This window comes from Thiomicrospira sp. WB1 (genome assembly GCF_001507535.1).
Taxonomy (GTDB): Bacteria; Pseudomonadota; Gammaproteobacteria; order Thiomicrospirales; family Thiomicrospiraceae; genus Hydrogenovibrio.
Map to the genome: position 1 here is coordinate 48861 of NZ_LQBN01000002.1, position 24606 is coordinate 73466.

Below are 24606 nucleotides of genomic sequence, written 5' to 3' on the forward strand. Positions count from 1 at the left end.
AAGGTGGCGTGAACTCATGGTGAGCACACCAGTGTTTTATAGGGTTCGCCAGCCTCTTCTCGGACCAGTTTCGGCACAAGGTAACCGGGCAGTCGCTGTCGCAATTGATCAAAAATGAACCAGGCCTGCCGGTCGGGCAGGTCAAAATGCGCCGCGCCCGCCACCTTGTCAAGCTGGTGGCAATAGTAGGGCAAAACGCCCTGGGAAAACAGGCGCCGACTCAAGTCCGCCAGAATGTCTGCCGAGTCATTGATGCCTTTGAGCAGCACGGTTTGATTCAGCAGGGTGACACCGGCTGATTGGAGCCGTTGAAACAGCGCATGGGTTTCATCGCTCAGTTCGTGCGCATGGTTGCAGTGGCTCACTAGGACGATGGACAAAGGCAGTTGCTGCAAGCGTTCAATCAGTTGCGAGGCGATGCGTTGGGGCGCGACCACCGGTGTGCGCGAGTGTATTCGCAGTGTGGTTAAGTGGGGGAGCGCTTCAATGGCATCCAACAGGTCACACAGCGCGCCGGTACTCAAACTCAATGGGTCGCCGCCGCTTAAAATCAGTTCTTCAATGTCCGGCCGGTCCTGCAGATGTACCAGAGCTGACTGCCAGTGGGTCTGGCGTGCCTCCTCATAAGGGTAGTGGCGGCGAAAGCAGTAACGGCAATGGATGTCGCACTTGGGGCTGGCAATCAATAGCGCCCGCCCGGCGTATTTCTGGATCAGCGCCGGTTGCAGACTGGCCTTGGCATCACCGACCGGATCGGCCTCATAGCCGTCAACGTCTAGGCTTTCTTCGGCCAACGGCAGCACCTGGCGCAATAAAGGGTCCTGCCAGTCGCCCGGTTGCATTTGCGCCTGAAAATGCGCGGGGATGCGAACCGGAAACGCCGACTCGACATCCAGCTCGGGGGCGTCGCTGGCGTTGGGGTCCAGCGCCAGCGATGCGAGCAAGCGCTCCAGCGTCACACTTTGGCGTTTGGGCGGATAAATAGCAGTCTCCCGGGAAACTCGAACATGATCAAGGGTTTGATGTAAAATACCGCACAATTTTAACTGAATCGGCGCTTTTTCGCAGCGGTTTGCGCACCGTTGTGTCAAGCGGACAAACGCGAAGAGGAATCCAATATGGCAACAGTCAGTACCAATGAATTCAAAGGTGGCCTCAAATTTCTGATGGACGGTCAGCCTTGTAACATCATCGAAAATGAGCTGGTCAAGCCGGGCAAAGGCCAGGCGTTCAACCGGGTCAAGTTTCGCAACCTGATCACTGGCAAGGTGCTGGAAAAAACCTTTAAATCCGGTGAAAAAGTGGAAGCCGCCGATGTCATGGAAGTCGATCTTCAGTATCTGTACAACGATGGGGAATTCTGGCATTTTATGGACCCGGGCAGCTTTGAGCAGTATCAGGCCAGCGCCGCGGCCGTGGCTGATATGGACAAATGGCTGGTGGAACAGGACATGTGCACCGTCACGCTCTGGAACGACGACCCGATTTCGGTGACGCCACCGACTCAGGTCACTCTGGAAGTGGTGGAAACCGATCCCGGTTTGAAAGGCGACACCGCCGGTACCGGCGGCAAGCCCGCGACCCTGTCTACCGGTGCCGTGGTGCAGGTGCCTTTGTTTGTGCAGATTGGCGAAAAACTGATCTGTAATACACAGACCGGTGAATATGTGTCACGTGCCAAAGACTGAGCCAGCCGTCGATTGGCGGCCCAGCGCCGATCTGGCCGTGCTGAAAAAACGCTCGCAATGCCTGGCGCATCTGCGGGCGTTTTTTTATGAGCGCGATCTGCTCGAAGTCGACACGCCCATGCTTTCGGAGGCAGCCACTCCGGACGTGCATCTGGACTCCCTTAAAGTGGCGGTAAACGTGCCCGGTCAGGCAGATTCGCAGATCCGATATCTGCACACCTCGCCCGAATACCCCTTGAAGCGTCTGCTTTGTGCCGGTTCGGGGGACCTGTTCTATTTGGGGAAAGTGTTTCGCGACGGTGACCTGGGGCGTCGCCATCAAATCGAGTTCACCCTGTTGGAGTGGTATCGACTGGGCTTTGACCTGTATCAAATGCAGCAGGAAACCGCACACGTGATTGAAGGCACGCTGGCACTGCTGGGACGGCCATTGGCCCAGCCGATGGAGTCGATTCGCTGGGAAGAAGCGTTTGCTCGCTATGCAGGCATTGACGACCCCCTGTCTGCGAATGCCGAAACTTACCAGGCCTGCCTGGCGACAAAAGGGGCGGCACCGGTCACCGGGTTGAGTGAGGACGAGACCGATCTCTGGGCGCAACTGGTGTTCACCGAGGTGATTGAACCACAGCTGGGGCATGACCGGGTGACCTGTGTGACCCATTACCCGCTGGATCAGGCATCATTGGCGCAACAAGACCCACAGGATGAGCGCTGGGCGCTGCGTTTTGAAGCCTATGTGGCTGGTGAAGAGCTGGCCAATGGCTACCAGGAATTGCAATCCCCCGCTGAGCATCGTCATCGTTTTGAGCGGGAACGGCAAGCGCGCCAGCAGCTGGGCAAACCGGTTGTGCCGCTGGACCAGCGTCTGCTGGAGGCCTTGGAACAAGGTGGATTGCCCGATTGTGCTGGCGTGGCACTCGGGGTGGACCGTTTGATCGCACTGGGATTAAGTGCCAAGTCGATTAGCGCGGTGATGCCGTTTGGGTTTGAACGCGCCTGATTTAACTTCATGATCATCGCAGGTCAGGGGCTTGACGGGCAGGGTATAATACGGTTAGTACACTTAACCCCAGGTGTAATGATGTCGCTCAGGCGAGTCATGACGCTGATTATTTCGATTCAGGAGACAGCCATGTCCGATCTGCCGATCACACAACGTTCTGTGATGACCCTTTTTTCCGATTCCAAAAGCCCCAGTTCGCACCGCGTGCGTCTGATGGCCAAGGAAAAAGACATTCCGATGGAAATCGTTGAGGTGGACACCTCGGAGGGCATGCCCGAAGACCTGGTGGAGCTGAACCCCTACGGAACCCTGCCCACCCTGGTTGATCGTGATCTGGTGTTGTATGACCCGCAGGTCATCATCGAATATCTGGATGAGCGTTTCCCGCACCCGCCGTTGCTGTCAGTGGACCCGATTTCCAAGGCGCGGTCTCGTCAGATGCTGCGTCAAATCGAAGTGGAGTGGTACTCGCTTGCCGACACCATTACCCAGTCGGATGACGAAAAAGCGGTCAAAACCGCTCGTCGTGATCTACAGGAACGCTTGATCCAGATGATTCCGGTATTTGAACACCAGCCTTATTTTATGAACGACGAATATTCGCTGGTGGATGTGAGTCTGGCGGTGCTGATGTGGCGACTGCCGTATCTGGGCATTGAACTGCCCAAGTCCGCCAAGCCGGTCAAGGATTACGCCGAAAAAGTGCTCGCCAGAGAAGTCTTTCCAGAAAGTCTGTCGGACGACGAGCTGGACATGCGAGACGTCATTTAAGGAGCCGTATGATTTCAAATCGCCCCTATCTGATTCGAGCTCTGTTCGAATGGATTGTCGACAATGAGTGGACCCCGCATTTGCAGGTCGATGCCAATTACCCCTGGATCGAAGTGCCGCAGGAGTTCGCCAAGGACGGCATGATTGTGCTCAATGTTCACCCGGATGCGGTGCGGGCGCTGGAAATCACCAACGATGAAATTCGCTTCAAGGCGCGTTTCAGCGGCATTGAGCGCAAGTTGCATTTTCCGCCTGAAGCGGTTCTGGCGATTTTTGCGCGTGAAAACGGCCAGGGTATGCCGTTTCCTCCCGAGCCTTATCCCGACGAGGACGCCGGTTCGGACGACGGCACGCGCACGGATTCGCAAACCAAGTCAGATAAACCGAAAAAACGCAGCCACCTCAGCGTGGTGAAGTAACGTTCAAATGTTGTCTGACCAAAAGCCGCTTTTGCGGCTTTTTTTATTTGGGTGGCGGTCAGGCTCTGGCAAACGGCCGCAGAATGGTCAGGTTGCCAAAGGCTTGCTCGACCGCGGGCCTGTCTTGTTCTTCAAACAATAACTTCAAGTTCGGGCCGGCGTCCATGGTGAAGTACACCCCCACACCGTCGGCCCGAAGTTGCCAGACGGTTTGCATCGCCGCAACGCTTTGCGGCTGCCAGTAGAGAATCGGCGGCCAGGTGGCAATCATGGTGGCATGCATGCTCAGGGCATTGTGTTCGGCGGTTTTGCCAAGGGTGGCGAAGTCCTGGGTTTCGAGTGCCAGTTGCAGCGTCGACAGGGCCTTTTGTGCCTGTTTTGGCCAGGCCTGGTATAAATCACAGTCCGAGACGGTCTGTTGCATGCCCGCGGTGGAACCGATTGATTTTTGAGACGTATCGACTTCCACCAGCCCCACACACAGAGATGGCCAGACCTGCGGTAACGCCGTGGCATAACTGTCGAGGCCATCGGCACGTAATCCCTGATGCCAGATGGCAAAGCCATCATAAAGTGATCGGCTGGCGCTGCCGCTGCCAAGCCGCGCCAGCAACGAGCACTTCTCCTGCGACAGTTCCCAGCCAAATGCCTGGTTCATCACCTTGACCAAGGCGGCAAACCCGGACGCGGAGGAGGCCAGTCCGGCTGCGGTGGGCACCTGGTTGTGGGTGTCGATGTCAAACCGTCCCTGATCCGCAGCCGGAAACAGAGCCAGAAAGGCCGCCAGTCGCTGAAACACCGGGTCTTCCGGAGAAATGGGGGTGCCATTTAAAGTGAGCCGCTGCAAGCCGGTGACATCGCTGTCCGGGCGCCAGAGCAGGCGGGTGGTGGTGCCAAACCCGGGCAAGCTTATTGACAGGCTGCTGTTGACGGGCAGATTCAGTACCGGGTCGCGTTTGCCCCAGTATTTGCACAGAGCGATGTTGACGGGCGCGTCAGCTTCGCCTTCGGCGGGTTGGCTGAGCCCAAGTGTCTGGGCCTGATTGAGCACCTGGCGGACGAATTGTTTGCGTGGGTCCGGTGTGGCGGTCATGGTAAAAGCTCTCCGTTTTCGGCCGGTTTGATCTGTACGCCCTGTTCGCTCAGTGGCCAGACAGGGTCGCCGGTGGTTTGGGCGTGTTTACTTAGCCCGATGCCGAGTACGCAGTCGCCCAGTCCTGAGCCGGAAATCTTAGAGGCCGGCCAACGTTGTTGCAAGTCCCAGACCAGTTCGCTCAGGCGGGCATCGCTGACGCCCAGTGCATGCATTAAGCCCTGATAATGACGCACCAGTCGAAAAAAATCATCCAGACGGTCTTGAGTCAGGGCTTCAAAGGCGGCCTGCGTGGCCTGGCCCATCTGCTGATAGAGCCCATCCTGAACGGGGCGCAAAGCGGCCCATTGCGCGTCAACCCACTCCAGAACCTCCGCTGTGGGGGTTTTATAACCACTGTAGGCCAGCGTCAGTGCCAGCGGGGCGGAAACGCGTTCGATCTTTGGGGGTGTTCCCGGCATGAATTTGACCAACCCGCCGCTGAGACTGGCGGCCAGGTCGGCACCGGAGCCACGCCCTTGCAGTTGATGAATCAGGGTCAGCCCCGTTTGAAACAAGGATTCGGTGTCGGTGGGGCCCCGGGTCAGCCAGGCCAGGCCACTGACCAGTGCCGCCACCAGGGCGGCGGAGCTACCCAAACCCTGAGTGGGGTCGATGTCGCTGTCAATGCTGAGGGTCCAGCCCGAATGCTCGAGCGCCGGACGCTGGCTCAGCAATGCGGTGATCACCCATTTCAGTTCCGGGCATTGGGCGACGCTCAGAGTGTGCCAGCGACTGGTCAGATTTCCCAGTGCTGATTCAATGCGCAACTGATCGTCCGCGCGGCTTTGCCAATGAATGCGAAGGCGCGGTGTCAGCGCTGCAACCAGTGCCGGGTGACCCTGTACCACCGCGTGTTCGCCTAAGATCATGGTGCTGGCCGGCGCGCTGGTTTCCAGTGAAATCATGTCGGCTCCTTTGTGTGCATGCCCTGACAACGCACGCCAGTGGCAGAGGTTTCGACGGCAAAGGCGTCATAACCAAAGGCATCACAAAGCTCGGTGTCGATGTGGTCATGGTGAACCAGTAGGATGCCGCCGTTTTGACCGTGCGTGGCACCGGCTCCGCATAATTTGATTCCGGCAACGGCGTCGGGCGTATCCAGTTGACGGTGCATGGCCTGAATAAATTCGCGAATGCGCTCGGGCACCACCCCGATGGTTTCCAGCAGGGCCTGATTGTCATTCAATTCCTGATTCAGGGATGGCAGGGCCTGATCTTGCCAGGCCTGGTGAATGCGCTCGGTGGTCTGACGGAACCGGGCCCAGATCGGATGGTCATGGCCGTACCTCTCGGCCACGGTCTCCACCGCCTGACCGGTGCTGCTGGCCGGACGCCCTGTGTCAATGAGCCAGCCGCGAAAAGGTTGGTTGGCAAGCGATGTTGGAGGGCGGTGAGGCTCAAAGCGGACCAGGCCGCCGTGAATTAGGGTTGCCGGGTCCAGACCGCTGGAATGACCGTGCTGATAATGCTCCACTTCCTGGGCCAGGCTCAAAAGCGTGATCGGGTCGTCCGGCAACTGGTGGTGGGCACACAGTCCCTTGAGAATGCCAACCGTCATGGCAGCTGAGCTACCCAGTCCCTTGCCCATCAGGGACAGGTGGCAGGCATTCTTCTGCTCAATTCGACACCGCCAGTGGCCTGGTTCAAGACGATGATGAACATGAAACGTATGAAAGGCCATCAGGGCCAGCTCCCAGGGCGCGCTCAAAACCCGGTCGACGGCCAGATGATTGTCTTGGTGCAGCTTCAGGCGAGCGGCCACATCGGTGGCCAGGCGTTGCCACTGGTCCAGGGTCATGTCGGTTTCAACGCCCAGATCGGGCAGATCAAGGGTCAGCGTTGACCCGTCGTCGGTGCCTAATGGCGACCAGTTCAGTTCGCACCGGGTCGGCAAGTCAAGACAGAGGCTCAATGCCGGTGCACCGTATACCACGGCGTGTTCGCCACTGAGAATCAGTTTGGCTGGCGCGTGGCACAGGGTCCGACGGATTGGTTGCATAAATAAACAGCCCCGGTGACAGGATTCGATTCGTTACCGGGCATTATAGAGGAAGGGGTGGTCGCTTGGGAAAGACATTGCCTTGCATATTGTTTTCACAAACCTTTGGCTGCGATGTCCCGAGTTTTGAATGTATAATCCAAGTGGTACTCAAGCATAATATTTGAATCACAAAGAGGTTTTCCGGGTTGAGTGCGGCGCCGTCGGGCATTTTACGCTCATCTCCATAAGTGGCTGTGCCGCCTCGACCTGGAACCTGATACAGAGGAGTGACGCATGAAAGCACTTTCACGTTTGTTTGTTCCCGCCGCACTGGCGATGGCTGTCGCCCTGCCTGCCAAGGCGGAAGACCTGGCCATTACCCAGAGTGTTCTGACCTTGTCAGCCGCACAAAAAGTGGCGCAGGCGGCAGTAGACGCCTGCAGTGACATGGGGATTCCGGTGACCGCAACCGTTGTCGACCGTAATGGTCTGCCGCAAGCACAGTTGCGTGACACCACGGCCCCTTATGTGTCCTGGGATATCAGCCGCAACAAAGCCTACACCGCGGTTCAATTCGGGGCCAAAGGCTCCGATCTGGAAGGGCGCGCCAACAGCCCGCTCCAAAGCCAGGAACTCGGTGTGGCCTTCATGGCTGGTTCCGTGCTGATCCAGGCCGGTGGCAAGACCTATGGCGCGGTGGGCGTCAGTGGGGCGCCGGATGGCATGGACGACGAGAAATGCGCCGCTGCTGGTGTTGAATCCATTCAGATGGACCTGGAAATGATGTAATCATCCTCACGATCCTGCCATTTTGACCAGGCCTGGTTAAAATGGCAAAGATTGTTCGCAGCAAAGCGGTGGTCGTTTCGATCACCGCTTTTTTGTTGAGTTCGCGGGACAGAGACGGCTCAAAATTGCAGTTTGACGGTTTACAAATTGCGACTGACACGTTAATATACGCGCACACTTCGACGGTGAAATGGCCGAGTGGCTGAAGGCGCTCCCCTGCTAAGGGAGTATGGGGTTTGTAGCTCCATCGAGGGTTCGAATCCCTCTTTCACCGCCATTCTTTCTTCTCTTTTGTCTCTAATTTCTATTTGATTTCTTTCTGATGCATGCCGACCGGCTTTTTCTGCGTCTGTGTTAGCGGTGTTTGTATTGCGTTGGGCAATAGCCTCTTTGTACCGTTTTGCTCCTTAATTGAAGGTGTTTGGTTTTACGGCCGTTGACCCGCTTGCGCCAGCGCCGAAAGCTGTTGGGTTTTAATTCACGCCGCATTAACTGAATGACCGCTTGCTCGGACAGAGCAAACTGGGCGTCAATGGCTTCAAATGGCGTGCGATCTTCCCAGGCCATTTCAATAATGCGGGCGCGATCGTCTTCAGAGAGATGTGGGGCGTCGGCTTGTTGTGTCGACATGGCGGGCGGTCCTTCGGTTACGGTTGTTTGGCCGCGTTGGGCGGATACTGCATCAGAATTGTTTGCACCATCTCTGTGATCCGCTCATCCAGGGTCTCCGGCGTTGGGTGGTCAGGCAATCGGGTGGTACCGATTCCTCGCCAGATCAATTGCTGATCGGGGGTGAGCAGGTCAATTTTCAAGACGCTCTGGTTGTAGGTTTCCCAATCCGGATAGGCACGCCAGAAGACACTGCCGAAGGTTCGACCAGTGCCCGTTCCGATGCCGATGGTGGTGCCAAATGGGGCACCGCCGCTCAGTTCCTGTTCAGTGCTGGCGTGATAGGTGAGGTAGGCATCCGGTGGATTTTCCGAGTCGGTCAGCGTGAGACCGCGTGCCTGCAGGTGCGAGGCAATGGCCTGTTCAATGCGTTGGGCAATCAGCGGGTTTTGCCGGGCAAATTCCGCCGCCTTGGGTGGCGTCTGTTGCGCGGCCGGTAACCAGGCCAGGGTCTGGATTCGGTCAAAATCGGTTTGACGTGCGTAATCCTGACTGACTTCCACCGTACTGCAACCGGCTAGACCAATCAGTAAACTTGCCAGCAACCCTAGGCGCCAGACTTGAGAGAGGGGAGCAATAACCGTATTCATACCTTTCATTATCCAGATTTTTCACGGTCTTGCTCAATGCTTTTGGGTGGTTGGATTTTTTGGGTAATGAAGTAGCTGCCGACCAGCACCGGCAGCGCGCCCAGTATCTGCGTCCAGGTCGGGGCGTCCTGCAACCACCACCAGGCAAGGCCCATGGTCAGCAATGGTGAGAAGGCAAACAGCGCATTGACCTTGGTGATGGGCAGCCGGTGCAGGGCTTCAATCCAGAAAATCTTCGACACCACAAACACACCAGCCCCGGTCAGAAACAGCCACAACCACTGGGCTTCAATCTCGGGCCACGCAGGCTTGGTTTCAATCAGGGTGGCGAGCAGATACAACACCGGCAGAGCGATCAGGCTGCGCACCATGAGAATGGTTTCGCTGGAAACATGGCTGCGCGCCCGCTTTTGGAACAGGTTGGCAAACGGGGCAATCATCGCGGCGAGCAGAGCCAGTGCATCCCCGGGATTGAGTGTCAGCTCGCCGGGAAACAGAATAATCAGGGCACCGAGTGTCATCAGAATTACACCGATCAGATGCGGTGGGTCAAGTGTCTCGCCTCGGCGTCGGCCCAGAAACAGGTAGCTGAACAGTACCTGCAAAAACAGGATGATGGCCACATGCGAGGGCGAGGTGTGGTTGAGTGCGAGGAAAATCAGGCTGAACAACGAGGTGATAAAGAGACTGGTGAGGGCCAAATCCCGCCAGGCCTGGGTGCGGCGCAATTCGTTGAGCTTGCCGCGCAGGCTCACCCAACCGACCAGCAGAACGGTGGCAATCAGCAGGCTGTAGAAGTAGGCGTGCAGCGCCCCAAGGGCGGTGACGGTAAAAAAAGCAAAAATCGGAAAGTGGGCTTCAATCACCGACAGGGCAATGGCATAGGCTTCCCCCTGGTGCTGACGTCGATTGGATTGCGACAAACGGCCTCCGTTTTAAATGCTCAGGTGCTGGTGTTTAAACGCGTCATAAGACTGGCGAATGTCGTAGTCTAGCATAGGTTGACGCGCCGCCAACCCCCAATCCCGGCACTGATCGGGGGCGCGAAGGGCATTCAGCAAAGCCCGCTCCCAGGCGGCATGATCCATGGCCGGCAGAATGCGCCCGGTCCGGTGGTCGGTCACCAGCGTTTGCGGACCGCCTTGATCGCTTACCAGACAGCCCAGGCCGCTAGCCTGCGCCTCCATAATGACCTGTCCCAGCGTGTCCGTCACCGACGGGAACACAAACAAATCGGCGCTGGCATAGATCATGGACAGCAACCGGCCTCGCACCGGGCCGGTGAAATAAATCCGATGGGGGCGCAGTTTGTCCGCTTGTTTGCGATAACGTCCTTCCCCGACCAGTACCAGATCGGCGCCCAAATCCCCATGCGCTCGTTGCAATCGCTGCCAGACGTCCAGCAGAAACGGGACGCCTTTTTCAATGTTGATGCGCCCCACATAAAGGATTTTACGGCGATCGGGCCGTAAGCCGAATTCGGTCCAGAGACTGCGGTCCCGATGACCGGGATGAAAACGATCCAGTCGTGTCCCGGGAGGGAGCGTATGAATGACGTCGGGGGCCAGATCAATGTCCTGTTGCATGATCGCGTCGTAAGCATGAGAGCGAGAGAAGACGCTTTGAAAAGGGCGATAGAAGTCGGCCATGACCCGATCGGTGCGCCGTTTGACCCAGTTGGACCGGGTCAGGTCATGCAAATAAGCCGGAAAATCGGTGTGGTAGGTGCCGAGCAGGGGCAATCTCAGTTTTTGCGCTTCCTGTTTGGCGACCCAGCCAAAGGGGCCGGGTGTGGAGATGTGAACCGAATCCGGTCGCTGTTCGATCAGCTGTTGGCGAATGGTTTGGCGCAGTGGCCAGACCAGATCCATTTCCTGATAAAACGGCATGGGCATGCGAAACCGCCAGGGCAGGTTGGTGATCCACGGGTGCGTTGGCAGGGACTTGGCCGTGCTGGTATTCAGTTGGAGGGCCAACTGATCGTCTTTGGCCGCCAATTCGCCCATGTCCTGAATAAAACGGGAGACCCCATTGAGGTCGCCCAGGGTATCGGTAAACAAACTGACGCGGTGCATGGAGTCGGCCTTGGTTGCTGTGGGATTCAACCAGTCTAGGGTGAATGCTCAGGCGTGTCGCTCATCGGTTGATGAGGCTTTTTTGAAGGTTTTATGACAAAGGGGGAAGCAGCAAATCGCCAAAGCCCCAGATCAGCGTGCCTAGGATCACGGTGATATGGGTGAGATGCAGTTTGCGCCGGTGCCACTTTGAAGGGCTGAGGTCGGGAATGTCATCGTCGGCATCGATTTGATCCAGCTTTTGATAAAGTCGTGCCAATTCACCGTGGAGAAGAGAGTATTCGCTGATGACCGCCATCAGCACCATCAGGCTGCCGGCACGGGCAAACCAGGTGGGATCAACGGTCAGGCCCAGTGCGAGGCCAAGTAGGCCAAAGGCCCAGCCCAATAATGTGATCAGAAACGTTTTGCGCGTAATCATGGCATGCTCGAGTGTTGTTCGGCTCAATCATGCCCGAGGCGGGCTCGGGTGTCAATCCTGCGCCAGCCACTTTGGCATTGGCTGAGGGATATAGGCCAGATTGCGCAAAAATTGTTGGGCCGCGCCCTGCCAGGTGTACTCAGGGATGGTTTTGGCCAGTGCCGGGCTTTTCAAGTCCTGGGCCTGAATGATGGCTGTGTACAAATCGTCTGAAAGCACACCATTGACCTGTGGGGTGATGATGTCTTTGGGCCCGGTCACCGGAAAGGCGGCAACGGGCGTGCCGCAGGCGATGGCTTCAATATTGACGACCCCGAAAGTGTCGGTGCGGGAAGGAAAGACAAAAGCCTGAGCTCCGGCGTAAAGCCCGGCCAGGGTTGCGCCGGATTGGGCGCCGGTAAACAGGACCTCTGGGAAATCGGTTTCAAGTCGGTCGCGTTCGGGGCCATCACCGACCACCACTTTTTGGCCCGGCAGGGTGAGCTCCAGAAAGGCGCGCAGATTTTTTTCCGGGGCCACACGCCCCACATAGAGATAGTAAAGCGATTCAAGGCCGCGCGGTGACTGATAGGCCGGGCTCTGATGGGCCGCGGGATGAAACAATTGTGTGTCCACGCCGCGGGTCATATGGGTCAAGCCTTCAAACCCGGCCCGGGTCAGGGATTGGCGCATGGAGGCGGTGGGCACGAATGTTCGCGTGGCGGGTTGATGAAAACGTCGCAACAACGCATAGGTCAAGCGCTCCGGAATCGGGGCCCGGGCCCGAACATACTGCGGATATTGTGTGTGATAAGCCGTGGTAAAGGGCCAGCCCCATCTCAGGGCCAGTTTGCGGGCCTTCCACCCTAGAGCGCCTTCGGTGGCAATGTGCAGCGCTTCCGGCTGAAATCGCTGCAGCCGTTCGGCCAGGTCCGGTGCCCGCCAGACCCAGGGGATTTCCTTATAAGTCGGCAGGGGCACGCTCGGATAGTCCGTCGGTTGAATCACGTCCACGTCCACGCCTTGAGCCTGCAACTGTTTGACCAGTTGGGTCAGGGTCGTGACCACGCCATTGACCTGTGGTGACCATGCGTCGGTAACCATTGTCAGGCGTCGAATGGCTGGTTGCCGTGGCGAGCGATGAGTTGGGTGCGTCATAGAGGAAAAGTATGACAGCCTAATATGACAAGTGGCTTCAGCTTTGTTGACAGCTTTGTGACATAGATCGATCGACTGTCATGAAACGGTCATCCAGGCGTCATGGTGCTGTTTTGTCGGGCCGATACACTGGCGTCAAAAACAAACAGAAGTGAACGCAATTGCTATGACGGAGCCGAACGTTTTGCAACTCGATGCCATGCCCGACTGGATGGCCTCCATCGAGTCGGATGACTTGATCGTGGCCGAAAACGATCATCAGACCAACTGGTATCGCAGCATTTTTATTTCCGATGTGCACTTGGGTTCCAAAGGCGCCAAAGCAGAGTTTCTCGCAGATTTTCTGAAATACCACCAGTGCGACAAGCTGTTCCTGGTGGGTGACATTATTGACGGCTGGCGTTTGAAAAAACGCATTTTCTGGCCTCAGACCCACACCAATGTGATCCGTCGGATTCTGACCAAAGCCAAACGCGGCACCGAGGTCGTGTTTGTCACCGGTAACCATGATGACTTTCTGCGCCGCTATTCCGGCATTGATTTTGGCAACATTCAGCTCACCGATGAAGCGGAACACGAAACCCTCAACGGCGACCGTCTGCTGGTGGTGCACGGTGACAAGTACGACAGTGTGATCCAGACCCAGAAATGGTTGGCGGTGGTGGGCGATTGGGGCTATGAAACCCTGGTGGTGCTTAACCGGTATTTCAACCGTTTGCGTCAGAAGTTCGGCATGGGCTACTGGTCTTTGTCGGCTTACGTCAAACAAAAGGTCAAATCGGCGGTGTCGTTCATCACCGCCTACGAAGAAGCCGTGGTCAAAGACTGTCGTGAGCAGGGCTATGACGGCGTGGTCTGCGGGCACATCCACCACCCGGAAATCCGTAAGATCGACGAGATCGACTATTACAATTGCGGAGACTGGGTTGAGTCGTGCACCGCCATGGTGGAAACCGCCAGCGGCGAGTTGAAATTGCTTAAATGGGTCGACATCCAGCACGCGCAAAATAAGCAGAACGCGGCGGATGGCGCGGCTGCGGCACCTGCGGCCAATCAGGAGGCGTTGCATGACCCCACCTGATTCGCACAAACAAACCGACTCGGTGCATGCACATGCCATGAAGCCGGGGCATCGCGGCTTTGTCCGCATCATCAAAGCGGCGGGCTATTCCTGGCACGGCATCAAGGCCTGTTACAAAAACGAGGCCGCCTTTCGGCAGGAGCTCTGGTTGCTGGTAGTGCTGACGCCTTTGTCCATGTGGTTGTCGACCAATGCCGCCGAATTCCTGTTGCTGATCGGCTCCGTGGTGCTGTTGTTGGTGGTGGAACTGCTCAACACCGCGATTGAAATGGTGGTGGATCGTCACGGCGAAGAATGGCACCCACTGGCCAAATTGGCCAAAGACATGGGCTCGGCCGCCGTGTTTGTCATGATGGCGCTGGTGGGACTGGTCTGGTTGACCGTCCTCATTTCACGCTTCGGCTGGCAGTGGTTTTAAGTCCGTAATCGATGCCTTTTTAACCAGGCCTGGTTAAAGCTGGGTCAGGCGGGTTTACCCCATATGATCGTTCTGGCGGAATTCGTTGAGGCGGTGCAGCAGGAATTCCAGTTCGGCGTGTTTTTCTTCTTTTTCGTGGACTTTTTCTTCCAGGAAATCAACCACCTGTTTGTGCAGTTTTAATTTGTTCAGGGCGTTGATATTGGTGATGCCACCCGGATTGAGGACGTTCACTTCCAGAATCTTGTCGCCGATCATGTCCACACCGACAAAGTACAAGCCGTCGGCGGCCAGTTTGGGACCGATTTTGCGGCAGATTGCCATCTGTGAATCGGTCATTTTGTATTTGTGGGCGGTGCCGCCGATCTGAATGTTGGCGCGCACGTCGCCTTCGGGCGGCTTGCGGTTGTAGGCGCCGATGAATTTGCCGTTGAGCATCAGCACGCGCACATCGCCTTCTTCAGCGCCTTCGATGTATTCCTGCACAATCACATAGCTTTTGTCGGTGCTGTGGATGTAAAAATCCAGAATCGAGTTGATACTGGTCTGGGCGTTTTTTTCCAGCACAATTACGCCATGCCCGCCGGAGGCATTGAGCGGCTTGAGGATGACTTTGTCGCCGGGCATTTCGTCGATCATCTGACGAATGTAGTCCTTGTTTTTGGATACATGCGTGATCGGCAAATAGCTGTTGTGCGGGTCGTTGAAGGTGGTGGTGTAAAGCTTGTTGTTGGCTTTGCGAATGCCGTCCACGTCGTTGACGATCACCGCCTGATTTTTCACCGAATCCAGAAAGTTGAACACCATCGGGTCAATCGGCGGGTCGCGGCGGATCATAATGCAGTCGAGCCCGTGCAACGGCATCATCTGCAGTTGAAATTTGACCTTTTTGTAGAACTGGGTCATGTTGTCCGGGATTTTGTCCATCGGTTCGATGCGGCGCACATAGCCATGGGTCACGTTGTTGCGCACGGTGAGGTTGCTGGGGGTCAGAATCGCAATCTTATGGCCGCGTTGCAGGCATTCCTTGATGATGCGCAGGGTGGAATTTTTGGTGGGTGTAATCTGATCCCAGTCTTCCAGAATAAAACCTATGTTCATGTACATCATCTGACTCCTTTTGCCCGGGCGATCACTAGGCTCATTCTGCGGCTTTTCATTAAAATTGCAAATGAAAACCGTGAATGGAGCGTGATGATTTTTTGAAAACCATTGTTTGCTGTTGGTTGATTCTCTTAAAAGCGTCGAGTCCAGCCTGCAAACAGAGTGAGGTCTTCCCCTTCTTCAGTTAAGGCAAAGCGGCTGCCAAGGTCCCATTGGCTGTTGGCGCTGTTTTGCCACGTCCACCCTAGACTCGCATAAGGCAGGTAGTCGTCCTCAACCGTGTACTCGCCCAAATATTCCAGATAACCTGAGATATCAGTATTTAAGTTATAACCCGTCACCAATGTGTGACTCCCCGCCCAGTCGTATTCAGACGCCGCAACTTTATAGGCTCTGTCAACCTGAAGCTGGAGGCCATAGTCATGCTGCAGCACGCTTCCGGCATAGGTCGCGATCAGACCGCCTTCATGTTTGTCATTGCTCAAGTCACCACTTGGAATTTTTAGGTAGGGCAGTAAAGCTAGGGCAGTCTGTCCGCCTTGATTTCCCCAAAGGTTGATTTTGCTTCTGATTTCAAAATCTCCGTGTGATGCGGTTGTTTGAGAATTCCCCGAAGCTTTGATTGTTTCTTCCTGATAAGGCGAAACCCCGATATGCAAATCAATGTTCTGACTGATGCCATATTTGAAGAGTGTGTTGAAAAAACTCAAACGAGTTTGTTTGACAGCGTTCGAATCGTCCTTGGTATAAGAGATGAAGCTGGTTTCAAGTTGAAAATGCCCCGGGTCCACCGTCTGTGGAGACTCGGTTGCATCGGGTCTGTCTGCCGCCAGCGGGCGTAATGTATCGGCTAAGGCGGAGGGGGCACCCAATATCATTCCGGTTAATAGAATGTGTTGTTTCATGTTAATGATCCTGTGCATTCTTTATTTTGGGCTAAATAAATAATTAGTCTTGGTTAATTATTTTATGGTTCATGCCGGTATTTGCAAATTTATTTTGAACGGGCATTGAGTGGAGGCGGGGGGAAGAGAGAATTTGACCCGTTGATGATAGGGCCTTTTCGTACAAGTCAGTAGCGAGCTAAATTTGGGGGAATGGTCGGGTCAAGGCAGAGCCAGCAATATATAGGATGCCTTGGTCGAATTTTTATGAGCACAGAGAAAGCGAAGTCTTAGTCGTTTTTATCGGGGTTGGGTCGTAACACTAGAGGGTTTGTTCGTCGCTGCGCTGGCAGATGTCCTGGGCCAGAATGACGGTGTCATCGTATTCGTCGGCTTCACGGCGTACCAGTTCGATCAGGTCATCCGTGGTGAGTTTCTGTGGGGGGTAGGCAAAGATGGCGATCTGGTCACCCGGCTGAAGATAGGTGTTTTCGCCTTGGGGCGTATAACGCGTCGCGCCGAGTGAAACAATGATTTGCGCTGGCTGCTCGGCAAGCAGGCCTGGTAATTTTTGCAAAGGTCCTTGTTCAGGCTGGTGGTTAAATTGGTGAATCAGCCAGTTTTGCAGGCGTTGATAAAAATACTGGTAGCCGTTGACGGGGCAGTCTTCGCCATAAGGGATGATGTCGTCACCGCGCTTGAGAAAGGAGGCCAGATGATACTGGTCGAGCACGCCATCGGCTTCAAAGGCATCGATGGGCTGCCATTGACGGGCGATGCCGGTGCTGGCGGGGCCCCAGTTCTTTTTGGCGCTGAGTTTGGCTGCCGGGTTGAGGCGCTGGGTGCAGTCATTGAACACACTGAAAGCGCTGGGTTGGCACTGGGTGACGGCCCCCTGATCGTCATAGGCCATGTCGCAGAGCACGCAGATTTCCGCTTCCAGTTGCAGGCCGCATTCTTCCTCTTCAAAATCGGCTTCGATCACATCGTGCGACAGCGGGTAGGTGCCCAGATAGGAATCATCACCAGGCAGGTAGATGGGGAACACGCCTTTGGGCGCTTTGGGATCGGCGGTGGTGATGGTGTCGAACCCGCTCTCACCGGCTTGAGAGAGGTGATCGGCAAAATTGCCGGCCACGCCGAAAACGGGCAGTTCGTACAACTGGGTGTGAGTCAGGGTCATTAAAGCTCCTCTGTGTTGGTCAGCGGCTTGAGTTGATAGAGTAAATCCAGTGCCTGTCTTGGGGTCAGGCTGTCGGGGTCACAGTCTCGCACGGCATCGGCCAGCTGGATCATTTCAGGCGGGATCGTGGGGGCGGCAAACAGATCGAACTGACTGGGGTCGGTCGGTTGAGGGCTGGTTGCATTGGTTTGGGTCTCTTCGACCGCGGTCTGTTCCAGTCTGCGTAGGTGTTTTTTCGCCGCCAGAATGATTGGTTGTGGTATGCCTGCCAAAGCGGCCACCTGCAAGCCGTAGCTTTGCGAGGCGGGGCCGTCTTCGACCTGGTGCATGAACACAATTTTGTCCTGATGTTCCAGTGCGCTCAAATGCACGTTGACGGTGTTGTCGAATTGTTCTGCCAACGTGGTCAGTTCAAAGTAATGCGTGGCAAACAGGCAATAGCCTTGCACCTTTTTGGCCAGATGTTCGGCAATGGCCCAGGCCAGTGCCAGCCCGTCAAAGGTGGAGGTGCCCCGGCCGATTTCATCGACCAGAATCAGGGATTGATCGGTGGCGTGATGCAAAATGTGTGCGGTTTCGGTCATCTCCACCATAAAGGTGGAGCGACCGGAGGTCAGGTCGTCCGAGGCACCGATGCGGGTGAAAATGCGGTCGATCGGCCCCAGCTTGGCCGAGGCGGCGGGCACGTAGCTGCCCATATAGGCCATGATGGCGATCAGGGCGGTCTGGCGCATGTAGGTAGATTTCCCGCCCATGTTAGGCCCGGTGATCATGTGTAGGCGTCGTTCGTCATTAAAGACGGCATCATTCGGAATAAACGGTTGATCCGACAGGGTTTCCACCGTCAGGTGACGTCCCTGTTCGATGGCGAGTCCCGGCGTGTCGGTGAGTTCGGGGCGGCAGAGGTTCAGGTCCTCAGCCAGTTGCGCCAGATTGACCAGCACATCGGTTTCGGCCAGCGCGGCGGCGGTTTTCTGCAGATCGGTCAGGTGCTGATTCAGGGTTTCCAGCAGTTGCTGATAGAGGTGTTTTTCACGGGCCAGGGCTTTTTCATTGGCGCTGAGGACCTTGTCTTCGAACCCTTTCAATTCCGGGGTGATGTAGCGTTCCTGTGCTTTAAGTGTCTGGCGGCGCACGTATTCGACCGGCACTTTGTCGCTTTGGGCCTTGCTGACTTCGATGTAGTAGCCGTGCACTTTGTTGTAGCCGACTTTGAGTGTGGTGATGCCGGTTTTCTCACGCTCCTGAGCTTCCAGATTCAGCAGGAAATCCCCGGCCTCGTTTTGCAGGTTGCGCAGCTCGTCCAGTTCGGCGTCGTACCCCTCGGCAAAGACGCCGCCATCGCGCGCGAGCATGGGCGGGTTGTCTACCAGTGCGGCGTCGAGCTGGGCGGCCAGTTCCGGCCAGGGCTGCAGCGCCGGTTTGAGGTTTTGCCATTTGTCGCCTTCAAGCGGTTGGATCAGGTCACGGATGGTCTCCAGCTGGGTCAGGCTGCGTCCCAGTTGCAGCAGGTCGCGTGGTCGGGCCGAATAAAGTGACACGCGGCTGAGGATGCGTTCCAGATCCCCGATGGGTTTGAGGCTGGCTTTTAATGGTTCCGTGGCCTGTCGGGTTTGCAGCCAGTCAATCGCATCCAGTCGATGCTGGACAATGGTTTGAGTGCGTAGGGGCTGATTGAGCCAGCGCCGTAACAGTCTGGACCCCATGGCGGTGGCGGTGTGATCCATGATCGAAAGCAGGGTGTGTTCCCGCCCGCCCTGCAGATTGGTGTCCAGTTCCAGGTTGCGGCGGCTGACCGCATCCAGTACAAGGGTTTGGTCGATCTGGTAGCTTTGCAGGCCGCCAATGTGCGACAGCGAGGTCTGCAGCATGCTCTGGGCGTAATGCAGGATGGCGCCGCACGCGCCCAGTGATAACGGTTGATCGTCGCATCCGAATGCTTTCAGATCCTGGGTTTTGAATAGGGCCAGCAACTGATCGCGTCCGCTTTCGGCATCAAAGTGCCAAGGATCCATTTTAACCAGGCCTGGTAAGTTTTGCAGTGTCTCGGGCAGGCGCTCAACGTCGGGTTTGGCCACCAGCACCTCGGCGGGCTGCAACCGCTCCATTTCGCTGAGCAGTTGCGCCAGGTCCTTCAGTTGTGTGGTTTCAAAGCGGCCGCTGGCCACGTCCAGAAATGCAAGGCCGGTTTGTTCATCGGCGGGTGAGCCAAAATGCAGCGCGGCGAGCAGATTGTCCTGGCGCTCTTCCAGCAGGGCGTCTTCGACCAGTGTGCCGGGGGTGATCACGCGCACGACCTTGCGTTCCACCGGGCCTTTGGACGTGGCCGGATCGCCGGTCTGTTCGCAGATGGCCACCGATTCGCCCAGCTTGACCAGACGCGCCAGATAGCCTTCGGAGGAGTGATGGGGAATGCCCGCCATGGGAATGGGTTCGCCCGCTGATTTGCCGCGTGCTGTCAAGGTGATGTCGAGCAGTTCGGCGGCGCGTTTGGCATCGTCGTAAAACAGCTCGTAAAAGTCGCCCATGCGATAGAACAGCAACTGATCCGGGTAGTCGGCCTTGACCTTGAGGTATTGCGCCATCATGGGCGTGTGCGAGGACGACGTGGACGATGCGGTCGGTTTTGCCATAGTTCAGAGCATTCTGTGCGTTGAAAAGAATGGCGTATTCTAGCAAATTTGTGCGGCGGCTATGACTGGATGATGACCCGGTTACGTCCCTGTTTTTTGGCCTGATAAAGTGCTTTATCGGCCTGAGTCAGCAAGGCAGCGGCCTGTTCGGGCCGGTCAATGCGATGGGCGGCCCCGCCAACGCTGATGGTCACATGATCGGCCGCCGAAGAAAAGGCATGCGGCACTTCAAGGTCGGCAATGGCTTGGCGCAGGGTCTGGGCCACAGACTCAACCCCGGCCGCGTCGGTTTCAGGCAGCATGACCACAAATTCTTCACCCCCATAGCGTGCCAGCAAATCGGTCGGGCGCTGGATGTGTTCGTTCAAGGCATGCGCGACTTTTTGCAGACAGACATCGCCCTGGCCATGACCGTAGTGATCATTGAAGGCTTTGAAGAAGTCAATGTCGATCATGATCAGTCCCAGCGGTTTGCGGTTTCGAGCCAGGCGGTGGCTTTCGGTTTCCAGTTGTTCATCAAACTGTCGACGGTTGGCAATGTGCGTCAGGCCGTCCATGTGTGACAGGTGATCGAGCAGATCGGCTTTGAGTTTCAATGAAATGTGGTTGCGGACACGGGAGCGCACAATCGGCAGATGAAAGGGTTTGGCAATGAAGTCCACGGCCCCCAGGTCGAGCCCTTTTTCTTCGTCTTCAGCCTGATCGAGGGCGCTGACGAATATCACCGGTATGTCCTGAGTTTGAGGGTCGTTTTTCAAAGCCTTACAGGCGTCGTAGCCATCCATGCCCGGCATGACAATGTCGAGCAGAATCAGGTCAGGCTTGGGGTGTTTTGCGGCCCGAGCCAGCGCTTTTTCGCCACTGTTGGCGATCAGGAGTTTGTAGTCGTTTTTGAGTCCGTTGGCCAGGATGCGGGCATTGGCGGGTTCATCGTCCACGATCAGAATGACCGGTTTCTCCTGTTGTAAAACGTCCTGGGTTTTGTCAGGAGGCGGACTCTGATTGGCTACTTCAATCGCTGGCGAGGCGTCCCCTGAATGGGGGTTTGTTGTGGGCGTTACCGGGTGCCACGACAAGTGTTGCATCAGCTGATTCTGCAAGGCTTTGAGTTCAATCGGCTTGGCTAAGTGCGCGTTCATGCCCGCATCCAGGGCTCTTTGCTTGTCCTCGATCATGGCTGCCGCCGTTAAGGCGATGATGGGCAGGTCCGCATCGAAGCGGCGAATGATTTCGGTGGCTTTGTACCCGTCCATGACCGGCATTTGGATGTCCATCAGCACCAGGTCGTAGGATGTGGCTTTGACCGCGTCCACACCGGCCTGGCCGTTTTCAGCAAAATGCGGATTCAAGTTGAACTGTTTGAGCATTTCGCCAATGACTTCGCGATTGATGGCGTTGTCTTCCACGACCAGTATGGGCTGGTTTTCAAACTGGATGGTCTGGTTGTCCTGGTGGATGCCCAGTTGATCCAGTCGGTGGCTTGCATTGATGGCATTAAACAGTTGCGATGGGTTAAACGGTTTGTGTAAAAAAGTGAAGGTGTCGTCTCGTCCCATGTTAATTTCTGCCTGATCATGGGCGCTGACCATCAGCAAGGCCGGCAGGTCTGCATCGTGACCGTAGTCCTTATACAGCGATTGGATCTGGCGCAAGGCCGATAAGCCGTTGAGAACCGGCATTTCCCAATCCATCAGAATGGTTTTGTAAAAACGATCGTCTTCCAGGTGAGATTGAACTTTTTCCAGTGCCTGTTGACCGTTTTCCGCTTCTTCCACTTCAAATTGCCAGGATTCGAGGATTTCTCGCAAAATGGTGCGACTGGTGGGCTGATCATCCACCACCAGCGCCCGGCAGGGGCTAGGGGCGCACAAAAAGTGCGGCTGGGGTTGAGCGCTTTCAGCGTTCGTTGGGAGCGTCAGGTCGAAATAAAACACGGACCCCCGGTTGGGTTCGGATTCGACCGTCATGTCGGTGCCGCCCATCAGGTGCACCAGGCGTTGGCTGATTACCAAGCCCAAGCCTGTCCCGCCGTGTTTGCGCGTGGTGGAGTTATCGGCCTGCATGAAGGCATGAAACAGGCGCTGTTGTTGCGCCGCGCTCATGCCAATGCCCGTGTCGCGCACGGCAAATCGTACGGTGGCCGTGTCGGTGGTTTGATCGATCAGGCGGATGCAAACCTCGATCTCGCCTTTTTCGGTGAATTTGATCGCATTATTGACTAGGTTGGTCAGTATCTGGGTCAGACGCAGGCTGTCGCCTTTGAGTGCTGTGGGCACGTCGGGGCGAAGGTGGAACAACAGTTCGATCTGTTTGTGATTGGCCAGGTCGGAGAACAAAATAGACAGCTGTTCCAAAACGGTGTTGAGGTTGAACGGCTCGGTTTCCAGTTCCAGCCGACCGCTTTCGATTTTGGAGTAATCAAGGACATCGTTGATGATGCCCAGTAATAGCTTGCCGGAGCTGTGGATCTGCTCAACGCGGCGACTGGCCCGGCTGGAGAGTGATGGATCCTGGCTGAGGAGGTCGGCCAGTCCGATGACGGCGTTGAGCGGCGTGCGAATTTCGTGACTCATGTTTGCCAGAAACTGAGATTTTGCCAGACTGGCTTCATCCGAGGCGCGTTTGGCCGCACGCAAATCGCTCATATGCCCTTGTTGCTTGCTCAGCAGTCGGTTGAGCGCACTGAGCAATCGTCCCAGCTCGTCCATGCGCGGGATGTCCAGTTGGTGCGATTCAAGACGGCCCTCGATCATGGCATCGACCTGATCCGCCGAGTCCTGCAACGGGTGCAAAATTCGTCGGATGAAAAGCGTGGTGATGCCCGTGGCCAGGAGCAGGAGCAGCAATGCCAGTGCGCCTAGCTTGATCAGCAAGGCCCAGACGGGCACAAAAATTTCGTCCTCGGCGATGGTGTGCACCACCAGCCAGTCGTTGAATTTTAATTTGTGGGTGGTGTAGAAAATTTTGCCGCCGAATTGGCTTTTTGCGATGCCAGTGAGCTGGCCCTGTTTCAGCAGGGACAGGGCCTGGCTATCTTTCAATCTTTTCAGGTTGACGAGTGTCATGTCGGGGCGTGAGGTGGTCACGATTAAATCGTTTTCCAGGTCCAGGACGTAGAAGTGTTTGTTTTTGCCTAACAATTCCTGTGACAGGTTCAGTAGAAAGTTGTCATCTGCCAGTTTGGTCACACCAAACACATAGCCCAGTAACTGGTCACGATCGCCCAGAATGGGCGCGTAAATTTGAAAGACAGGCACTTTGACCGCCCGACCGATGAGCGGGGCGGTGATGTAAGGTGTTTTTCGGCCGTTCAGGGCTTTAAAGTGTTTACGGTCACTGATATTAAGGCCGACGCGACCGGGAACACTGGGCGAGTCAAACAGGAGGTTGCCTTGCGGGTCGGCAACGACCAGGCCGGCATTGAAATAGTCATGCAGTTTGACACGGTTGTCCAGTAACGCCTGAATCGCTTCGGGCGGTTTCAGCGCCGAGCCATCAGTCAGTTTCGGTGCAAACGCCATCAGGGTGTCACGCCGGGTGGCGAGTTCTTTGTCAATGCGTTCGGCCAGTTGTTGGTTTAGAAGGGTCTGCTCTGTTAACAAGCTATTTTTGGAGTCGCTGTAAACCAGATACCCCATGGCCAGACTGAACAGCAGGGCCAGACCGACGAAGGTGGCCTGAGTGTAGAGAATCAGTCGCTGAGTGAGTGTGAGTTGTTTTTTGGCCATGCAAAGGATGCCTATGGGTGTTGTGTCTTTTTGGACGCTCGCTCGCTTATCCGGCCCGACAAGGGTTCGCTAGAACCTGTGATGCATGTCTTTGGTTCTGGTGGAAAGAAAGGCCTTTCTTCGCGGGTCCTGTGCAACGTCTTTTCTGATGTTGTTTAGTCTTATTCAATCTTAAACGCAGTTTCTGCATAAGTCTATCTGACGTGCTTGAATCATAGATGCGTAGGTATTCAAATCATTGGGTGAAGAAGGCGAAGGCTCGGACGCGTCCGGCTGTCAAAATGATGCAAAAAACGTTATCCTTAACCTCTTAAATAAACGAATCAGTCGATTGTGGGGCCGCGCTGAGAGTCAAGTGTGGCCGTTCAGTAAAAGGAGTAGGCATGCGCAGTCCTTCGGAATTGAACGCCCTGGTGGCAAAAGTCGGGGCGGCCCTGGTGGCAGACGAAAAAATGATTGTCACGGCTGAGTCGTGTACCGGTGGGTTGATTGCTGAGTGTTTGACCCGAGTTTCAGGCAGCCGTTCCTGGTTTGATCGTGCCTACATTACATACAGCTATGAATCCAAGCGTGAAATGCTCGGTGTTCGGGAAACCACCATTCAAAAAAAAGGGGCGGTTTCCAAAGAGTGCGTCGAGGAAATGGTGATTGGCGCTCTGCAGCAATCGCATGCCAAAGTCAGTGTGGCGTGCAGCGGTATTGCCGGGCCCACTGGCGGGACGCCGGATAAGCCGGTGGGCACGGTTTGGATCGCTTGGGCGGTTCAGGGGCATGATGAGGTGCTGGCCAGACGTTATCAGTTTGACGGGGATCGCGATGCGGTGCGCCAGGCCTGCGTTGAAGCCTCGCTCGAAGGGGTGCTGGATCTGCTTGCTGCACGCTGATTTCTCACAGAAA

The 24606-nt window shown here is 56.0% G+C and carries 23 protein-coding genes and 1 tRNA gene; 9 read left to right on the plus strand and 15 right to left on the minus strand.

Features of this window, described 5'->3' with window-relative positions:
• Nucleotides 1-14 precede the first annotated feature (14 nt).
• Nucleotides 15-959: an EF-P beta-lysylation protein EpmB gene (gene epmB, locus AVO41_RS04665; protein WP_153003487.1), complete on the minus strand. Its 945-nt coding sequence runs from the start codon at nucleotides 957-959 to the stop codon at nucleotides 15-17.
• A gap of 159 nt (nucleotides 960-1118) precedes the next feature.
• Between epmB and efp the strand changes: the two genes are divergently transcribed.
• The 4 genes from efp to AVO41_RS04685 all read left to right on the plus strand — a co-directional run bounded on the left by efp (nucleotide 1119) and on the right by AVO41_RS04685 (nucleotide 3881).
• On the plus strand, nucleotides 1119-1688 hold the full coding sequence (gene efp, locus AVO41_RS04670) for an elongation factor P (RefSeq protein WP_068583489.1): 570 nt from the start codon (nucleotides 1119-1121) through the stop codon (nucleotides 1686-1688).
• On the plus strand, nucleotides 1666-2688 hold the full coding sequence (gene epmA, locus AVO41_RS04675; protein WP_068583494.1) for an EF-P lysine aminoacylase EpmA: 1023 nt from the start codon (nucleotides 1666-1668) through the stop codon (nucleotides 2686-2688). The genes efp and epmA overlap by 23 nt, the downstream gene beginning before the upstream one ends.
• Nucleotides 2689-2820: 132 nt before the next feature.
• Complete coding sequence (locus AVO41_RS04680) at nucleotides 2821-3462, plus strand: glutathione S-transferase N-terminal domain-containing protein (protein ID WP_068584751.1); 642 nt, start codon at nucleotides 2821-2823, stop codon at nucleotides 3460-3462.
• 8 nt (nucleotides 3463-3470) lie between these two features.
• Nucleotides 3471-3881 carry a ClpXP protease specificity-enhancing factor gene (locus AVO41_RS04685; protein WP_068583496.1) on the plus strand — a complete coding sequence of 137 codons (411 nt, stop codon included), beginning with the start codon at nucleotides 3471-3473 and terminating at the stop codon, nucleotides 3879-3881.
• A gap of 58 nt (nucleotides 3882-3939) precedes the next feature.
• On the opposite strand, the gene mvaD is transcribed toward AVO41_RS04685, so the two are convergent.
• From mvaD to AVO41_RS04700, 3 genes are read right to left on the minus strand one after another with little or no spacing between them, the layout of a single operon-like run.
• On the minus strand, nucleotides 3940-4974 hold the full coding sequence (gene mvaD, locus AVO41_RS04690) for a diphosphomevalonate decarboxylase (protein ID WP_068583498.1): 1035 nt from the start codon (nucleotides 4972-4974) through the stop codon (nucleotides 3940-3942).
• Nucleotides 4971-5921 carry a mevalonate kinase gene (locus AVO41_RS04695; RefSeq protein WP_068583501.1) on the minus strand — a complete coding sequence of 317 codons (951 nt, stop codon included), beginning with the start codon at nucleotides 5919-5921 and terminating at the stop codon, nucleotides 4971-4973. Before AVO41_RS04695 ends, mvaD begins: the two co-directional genes overlap by 4 nt.
• A complete protein-coding gene (locus tag AVO41_RS04700) occupies nucleotides 5918-7015 on the minus strand; it encodes a mevalonate kinase (RefSeq protein WP_068583504.1) in 1098 nt (365 codons plus the stop codon). The genes AVO41_RS04695 and AVO41_RS04700 overlap by 4 nt, the downstream gene beginning before the upstream one ends.
• A gap of 276 nt (nucleotides 7016-7291) precedes the next feature.
• Between AVO41_RS04700 and AVO41_RS04705 the strand changes: the two genes are divergently transcribed.
• On the plus strand, nucleotides 7292-7786 hold the full coding sequence (locus AVO41_RS04705) for a heme-binding protein (RefSeq protein WP_068583507.1): 495 nt from the start codon (nucleotides 7292-7294) through the stop codon (nucleotides 7784-7786).
• Nucleotides 7787-7970: 184 nt separating this feature from the next.
• Nucleotides 7971-8063, plus strand: a tRNA-Ser gene (locus AVO41_RS04710).
• A gap of 77 nt (nucleotides 8064-8140) precedes the next feature.
• Here the strand turns inward: AVO41_RS04710 and AVO41_RS04715 are convergent.
• The 6 genes from AVO41_RS04715 to AVO41_RS04740 all read right to left on the minus strand — a co-directional run bounded on the left by AVO41_RS04715 (nucleotide 8141) and on the right by AVO41_RS04740 (nucleotide 12624).
• Entirely contained in the window at nucleotides 8141-8416 is a 276-nt protein-coding gene (locus AVO41_RS04715) for a TIGR03643 family protein (RefSeq protein WP_068583510.1), read from the minus strand.
• Between the two features lie 17 nt (nucleotides 8417-8433).
• Nucleotides 8434-9045 carry a DUF4136 domain-containing protein gene (locus AVO41_RS04720; RefSeq protein WP_068583511.1) on the minus strand — a complete coding sequence of 204 codons (612 nt, stop codon included), beginning with the start codon at nucleotides 9043-9045 and terminating at the stop codon, nucleotides 8434-8436.
• An 8-nt stretch (nucleotides 9046-9053) separates the two neighbouring features.
• A complete protein-coding gene (locus AVO41_RS04725) occupies nucleotides 9054-9968 on the minus strand; it encodes a DMT family transporter (RefSeq protein WP_068583514.1) in 915 nt (304 codons plus the stop codon).
• 12 nt (nucleotides 9969-9980) lie between these two features.
• On the minus strand, nucleotides 9981-11120 hold the full coding sequence (locus AVO41_RS04730; RefSeq protein ID WP_068583517.1) for a glycosyltransferase family 1 protein: 1140 nt from the start codon (nucleotides 11118-11120) through the stop codon (nucleotides 9981-9983).
• Nucleotides 11121-11211: 91 nt separating this feature from the next.
• Nucleotides 11212-11541, minus strand: coding sequence for a hypothetical protein (locus AVO41_RS04735; protein WP_068583520.1), 330 nt, complete (start codon nucleotides 11539-11541; stop codon nucleotides 11212-11214).
• A gap of 51 nt (nucleotides 11542-11592) precedes the next feature.
• Nucleotides 11593-12624 (minus strand): glycosyltransferase family 1 protein, encoded by a 1032-nt coding sequence (locus tag AVO41_RS04740; protein WP_235584671.1) that lies wholly within the window; start codon nucleotides 12622-12624, stop codon nucleotides 11593-11595.
• 220 nt (nucleotides 12625-12844) lie between these two features.
• Between AVO41_RS04740 and AVO41_RS04745 the strand changes: the two genes are divergently transcribed.
• Together AVO41_RS04745 and AVO41_RS04750 are read left to right on the plus strand one after the other, a co-directional pair.
• Complete coding sequence (locus AVO41_RS04745) at nucleotides 12845-13759, plus strand: UDP-2,3-diacylglucosamine diphosphatase (protein WP_235584672.1); 915 nt, start codon at nucleotides 12845-12847, stop codon at nucleotides 13757-13759.
• A 37-nt stretch (nucleotides 13760-13796) separates the two neighbouring features.
• Nucleotides 13797-14177, plus strand: coding sequence for a diacylglycerol kinase (locus AVO41_RS04750; protein ID WP_068584756.1), 381 nt, complete (start codon nucleotides 13797-13799; stop codon nucleotides 14175-14177).
• A gap of 54 nt (nucleotides 14178-14231) precedes the next feature.
• Here AVO41_RS04750 and gshB read toward each other — a convergent pair whose 3' ends face one another.
• From gshB to AVO41_RS04775, 5 genes are all read right to left on the minus strand, one after another.
• Nucleotides 14232-15287 carry a glutathione synthase gene (gshB, locus tag AVO41_RS04755; protein WP_235584673.1) on the minus strand — a complete coding sequence of 352 codons (1056 nt, stop codon included), beginning with the start codon at nucleotides 15285-15287 and terminating at the stop codon, nucleotides 14232-14234.
• A 125-nt stretch (nucleotides 15288-15412) separates the two neighbouring features.
• Entirely contained in the window at nucleotides 15413-16186 is a 774-nt protein-coding gene (locus tag AVO41_RS04760; protein WP_068583526.1) for a transporter, read from the minus strand.
• A 301-nt stretch (nucleotides 16187-16487) separates the two neighbouring features.
• Nucleotides 16488-17348, minus strand: coding sequence for a DUF5718 family protein (locus tag AVO41_RS04765; protein WP_068583529.1), 861 nt, complete (start codon nucleotides 17346-17348; stop codon nucleotides 16488-16490).
• Nucleotides 17348-19981 carry a DNA mismatch repair protein MutS gene (mutS, locus tag AVO41_RS04770; protein ID WP_068583532.1) on the minus strand — a complete coding sequence of 878 codons (2634 nt, stop codon included), beginning with the start codon at nucleotides 19979-19981 and terminating at the stop codon, nucleotides 17348-17350. The genes AVO41_RS04765 and mutS overlap by 1 nt, the downstream gene beginning before the upstream one ends.
• Before the next feature lie 59 nt (nucleotides 19982-20040).
• The gene (locus AVO41_RS04775; RefSeq protein ID WP_068583535.1) at nucleotides 20041-23709 is read right to left on the minus strand and encodes a response regulator; all 3669 of its coding nucleotides are present in this window, start codon (nucleotides 23707-23709) and stop codon (nucleotides 20041-20043) included.
• Between the two features lie 383 nt (nucleotides 23710-24092).
• Here AVO41_RS04775 and AVO41_RS04780 point away from each other — a divergent pair, with 383 nt between their 5' ends.
• Nucleotides 24093-24593 carry a CinA family protein gene (locus AVO41_RS04780; protein WP_068583539.1) on the plus strand — a complete coding sequence of 167 codons (501 nt, stop codon included), beginning with the start codon at nucleotides 24093-24095 and terminating at the stop codon, nucleotides 24591-24593.
• The last annotated feature ends 13 nt before the right edge of the window (nucleotides 24594-24606 follow it).

Bases quoted from the DNA above. Each gene is read 5' to 3' on its own strand.
- efp (WP_068583489.1), top strand. From the start codon at position 1,119: ATGGCAACAGTCAGTACCAATGAATTCAAAGGTGGCCTCAAATTTCTG.
- epmA (WP_068583494.1), top strand. From the start codon at position 1,666: ATGTGTCACGTGCCAAAGACTGAGCCAGCCGTCGATTGGCGGCCCAGC.
- AVO41_RS04680 (WP_068584751.1), top strand. From the start codon at position 2,821: ATGTCCGATCTGCCGATCACACAACGTTCTGTGATGACCCTTTTTTCC.
- AVO41_RS04685 (WP_068583496.1), top strand. From the start codon at position 3,471: ATGATTTCAAATCGCCCCTATCTGATTCGAGCTCTGTTCGAATGGATT.
- mvaD (WP_068583498.1), bottom strand. From the start codon at position 4,974: ATGACCGCCACACCGGACCCACGCAAACAATTCGTCCGCCAGGTGCTC.
- AVO41_RS04695 (WP_068583501.1), bottom strand. From the start codon at position 5,921: ATGATTTCACTGGAAACCAGCGCGCCGGCCAGCACCATGATCTTAGGC.
- AVO41_RS04700 (WP_068583504.1), bottom strand. From the start codon at position 7,015: ATGCAACCAATCCGTCGGACCCTGTGCCACGCGCCAGCCAAACTGATT.
- AVO41_RS04705 (WP_068583507.1), top strand. From the start codon at position 7,292: ATGAAAGCACTTTCACGTTTGTTTGTTCCCGCCGCACTGGCGATGGCT.
- AVO41_RS04715 (WP_068583510.1), bottom strand. From the start codon at position 8,416: ATGTCGACACAACAAGCCGACGCCCCACATCTCTCTGAAGACGATCGC.
- AVO41_RS04720 (WP_068583511.1), bottom strand. From the start codon at position 9,045: ATGAATACGGTTATTGCTCCCCTCTCTCAAGTCTGGCGCCTAGGGTTG.
- AVO41_RS04730 (WP_068583517.1), bottom strand. From the start codon at position 11,120: ATGCACCGCGTCAGTTTGTTTACCGATACCCTGGGCGACCTCAATGGG.
- AVO41_RS04735 (WP_068583520.1), bottom strand. From the start codon at position 11,541: ATGATTACGCGCAAAACGTTTCTGATCACATTATTGGGCTGGGCCTTT.
- AVO41_RS04740 (WP_235584671.1), bottom strand. From the start codon at position 12,624: ATGGTTACCGACGCATGGTCACCACAGGTCAATGGCGTGGTCACGACC.
- AVO41_RS04745 (WP_235584672.1), top strand. From the start codon at position 12,845: ATGACGGAGCCGAACGTTTTGCAACTCGATGCCATGCCCGACTGGATG.
- AVO41_RS04750 (WP_068584756.1), top strand. From the start codon at position 13,797: ATGAAGCCGGGGCATCGCGGCTTTGTCCGCATCATCAAAGCGGCGGGC.
- gshB (WP_235584673.1), bottom strand. From the start codon at position 15,287: ATGATGTACATGAACATAGGTTTTATTCTGGAAGACTGGGATCAGATT.
- AVO41_RS04760 (WP_068583526.1), bottom strand. From the start codon at position 16,186: ATGAAACAACACATTCTATTAACCGGAATGATATTGGGTGCCCCCTCC.
- AVO41_RS04765 (WP_068583529.1), bottom strand. From the start codon at position 17,348: ATGACCCTGACTCACACCCAGTTGTACGAACTGCCCGTTTTCGGCGTG.
- mutS (WP_068583532.1), bottom strand. From the start codon at position 19,981: ATGGCAAAACCGACCGCATCGTCCACGTCGTCCTCGCACACGCCCATG.
- AVO41_RS04775 (WP_068583535.1), bottom strand. From the start codon at position 23,709: ATGGCCAAAAAACAACTCACACTCACTCAGCGACTGATTCTCTACACT.
- AVO41_RS04780 (WP_068583539.1), top strand. From the start codon at position 24,093: ATGCGCAGTCCTTCGGAATTGAACGCCCTGGTGGCAAAAGTCGGGGCG.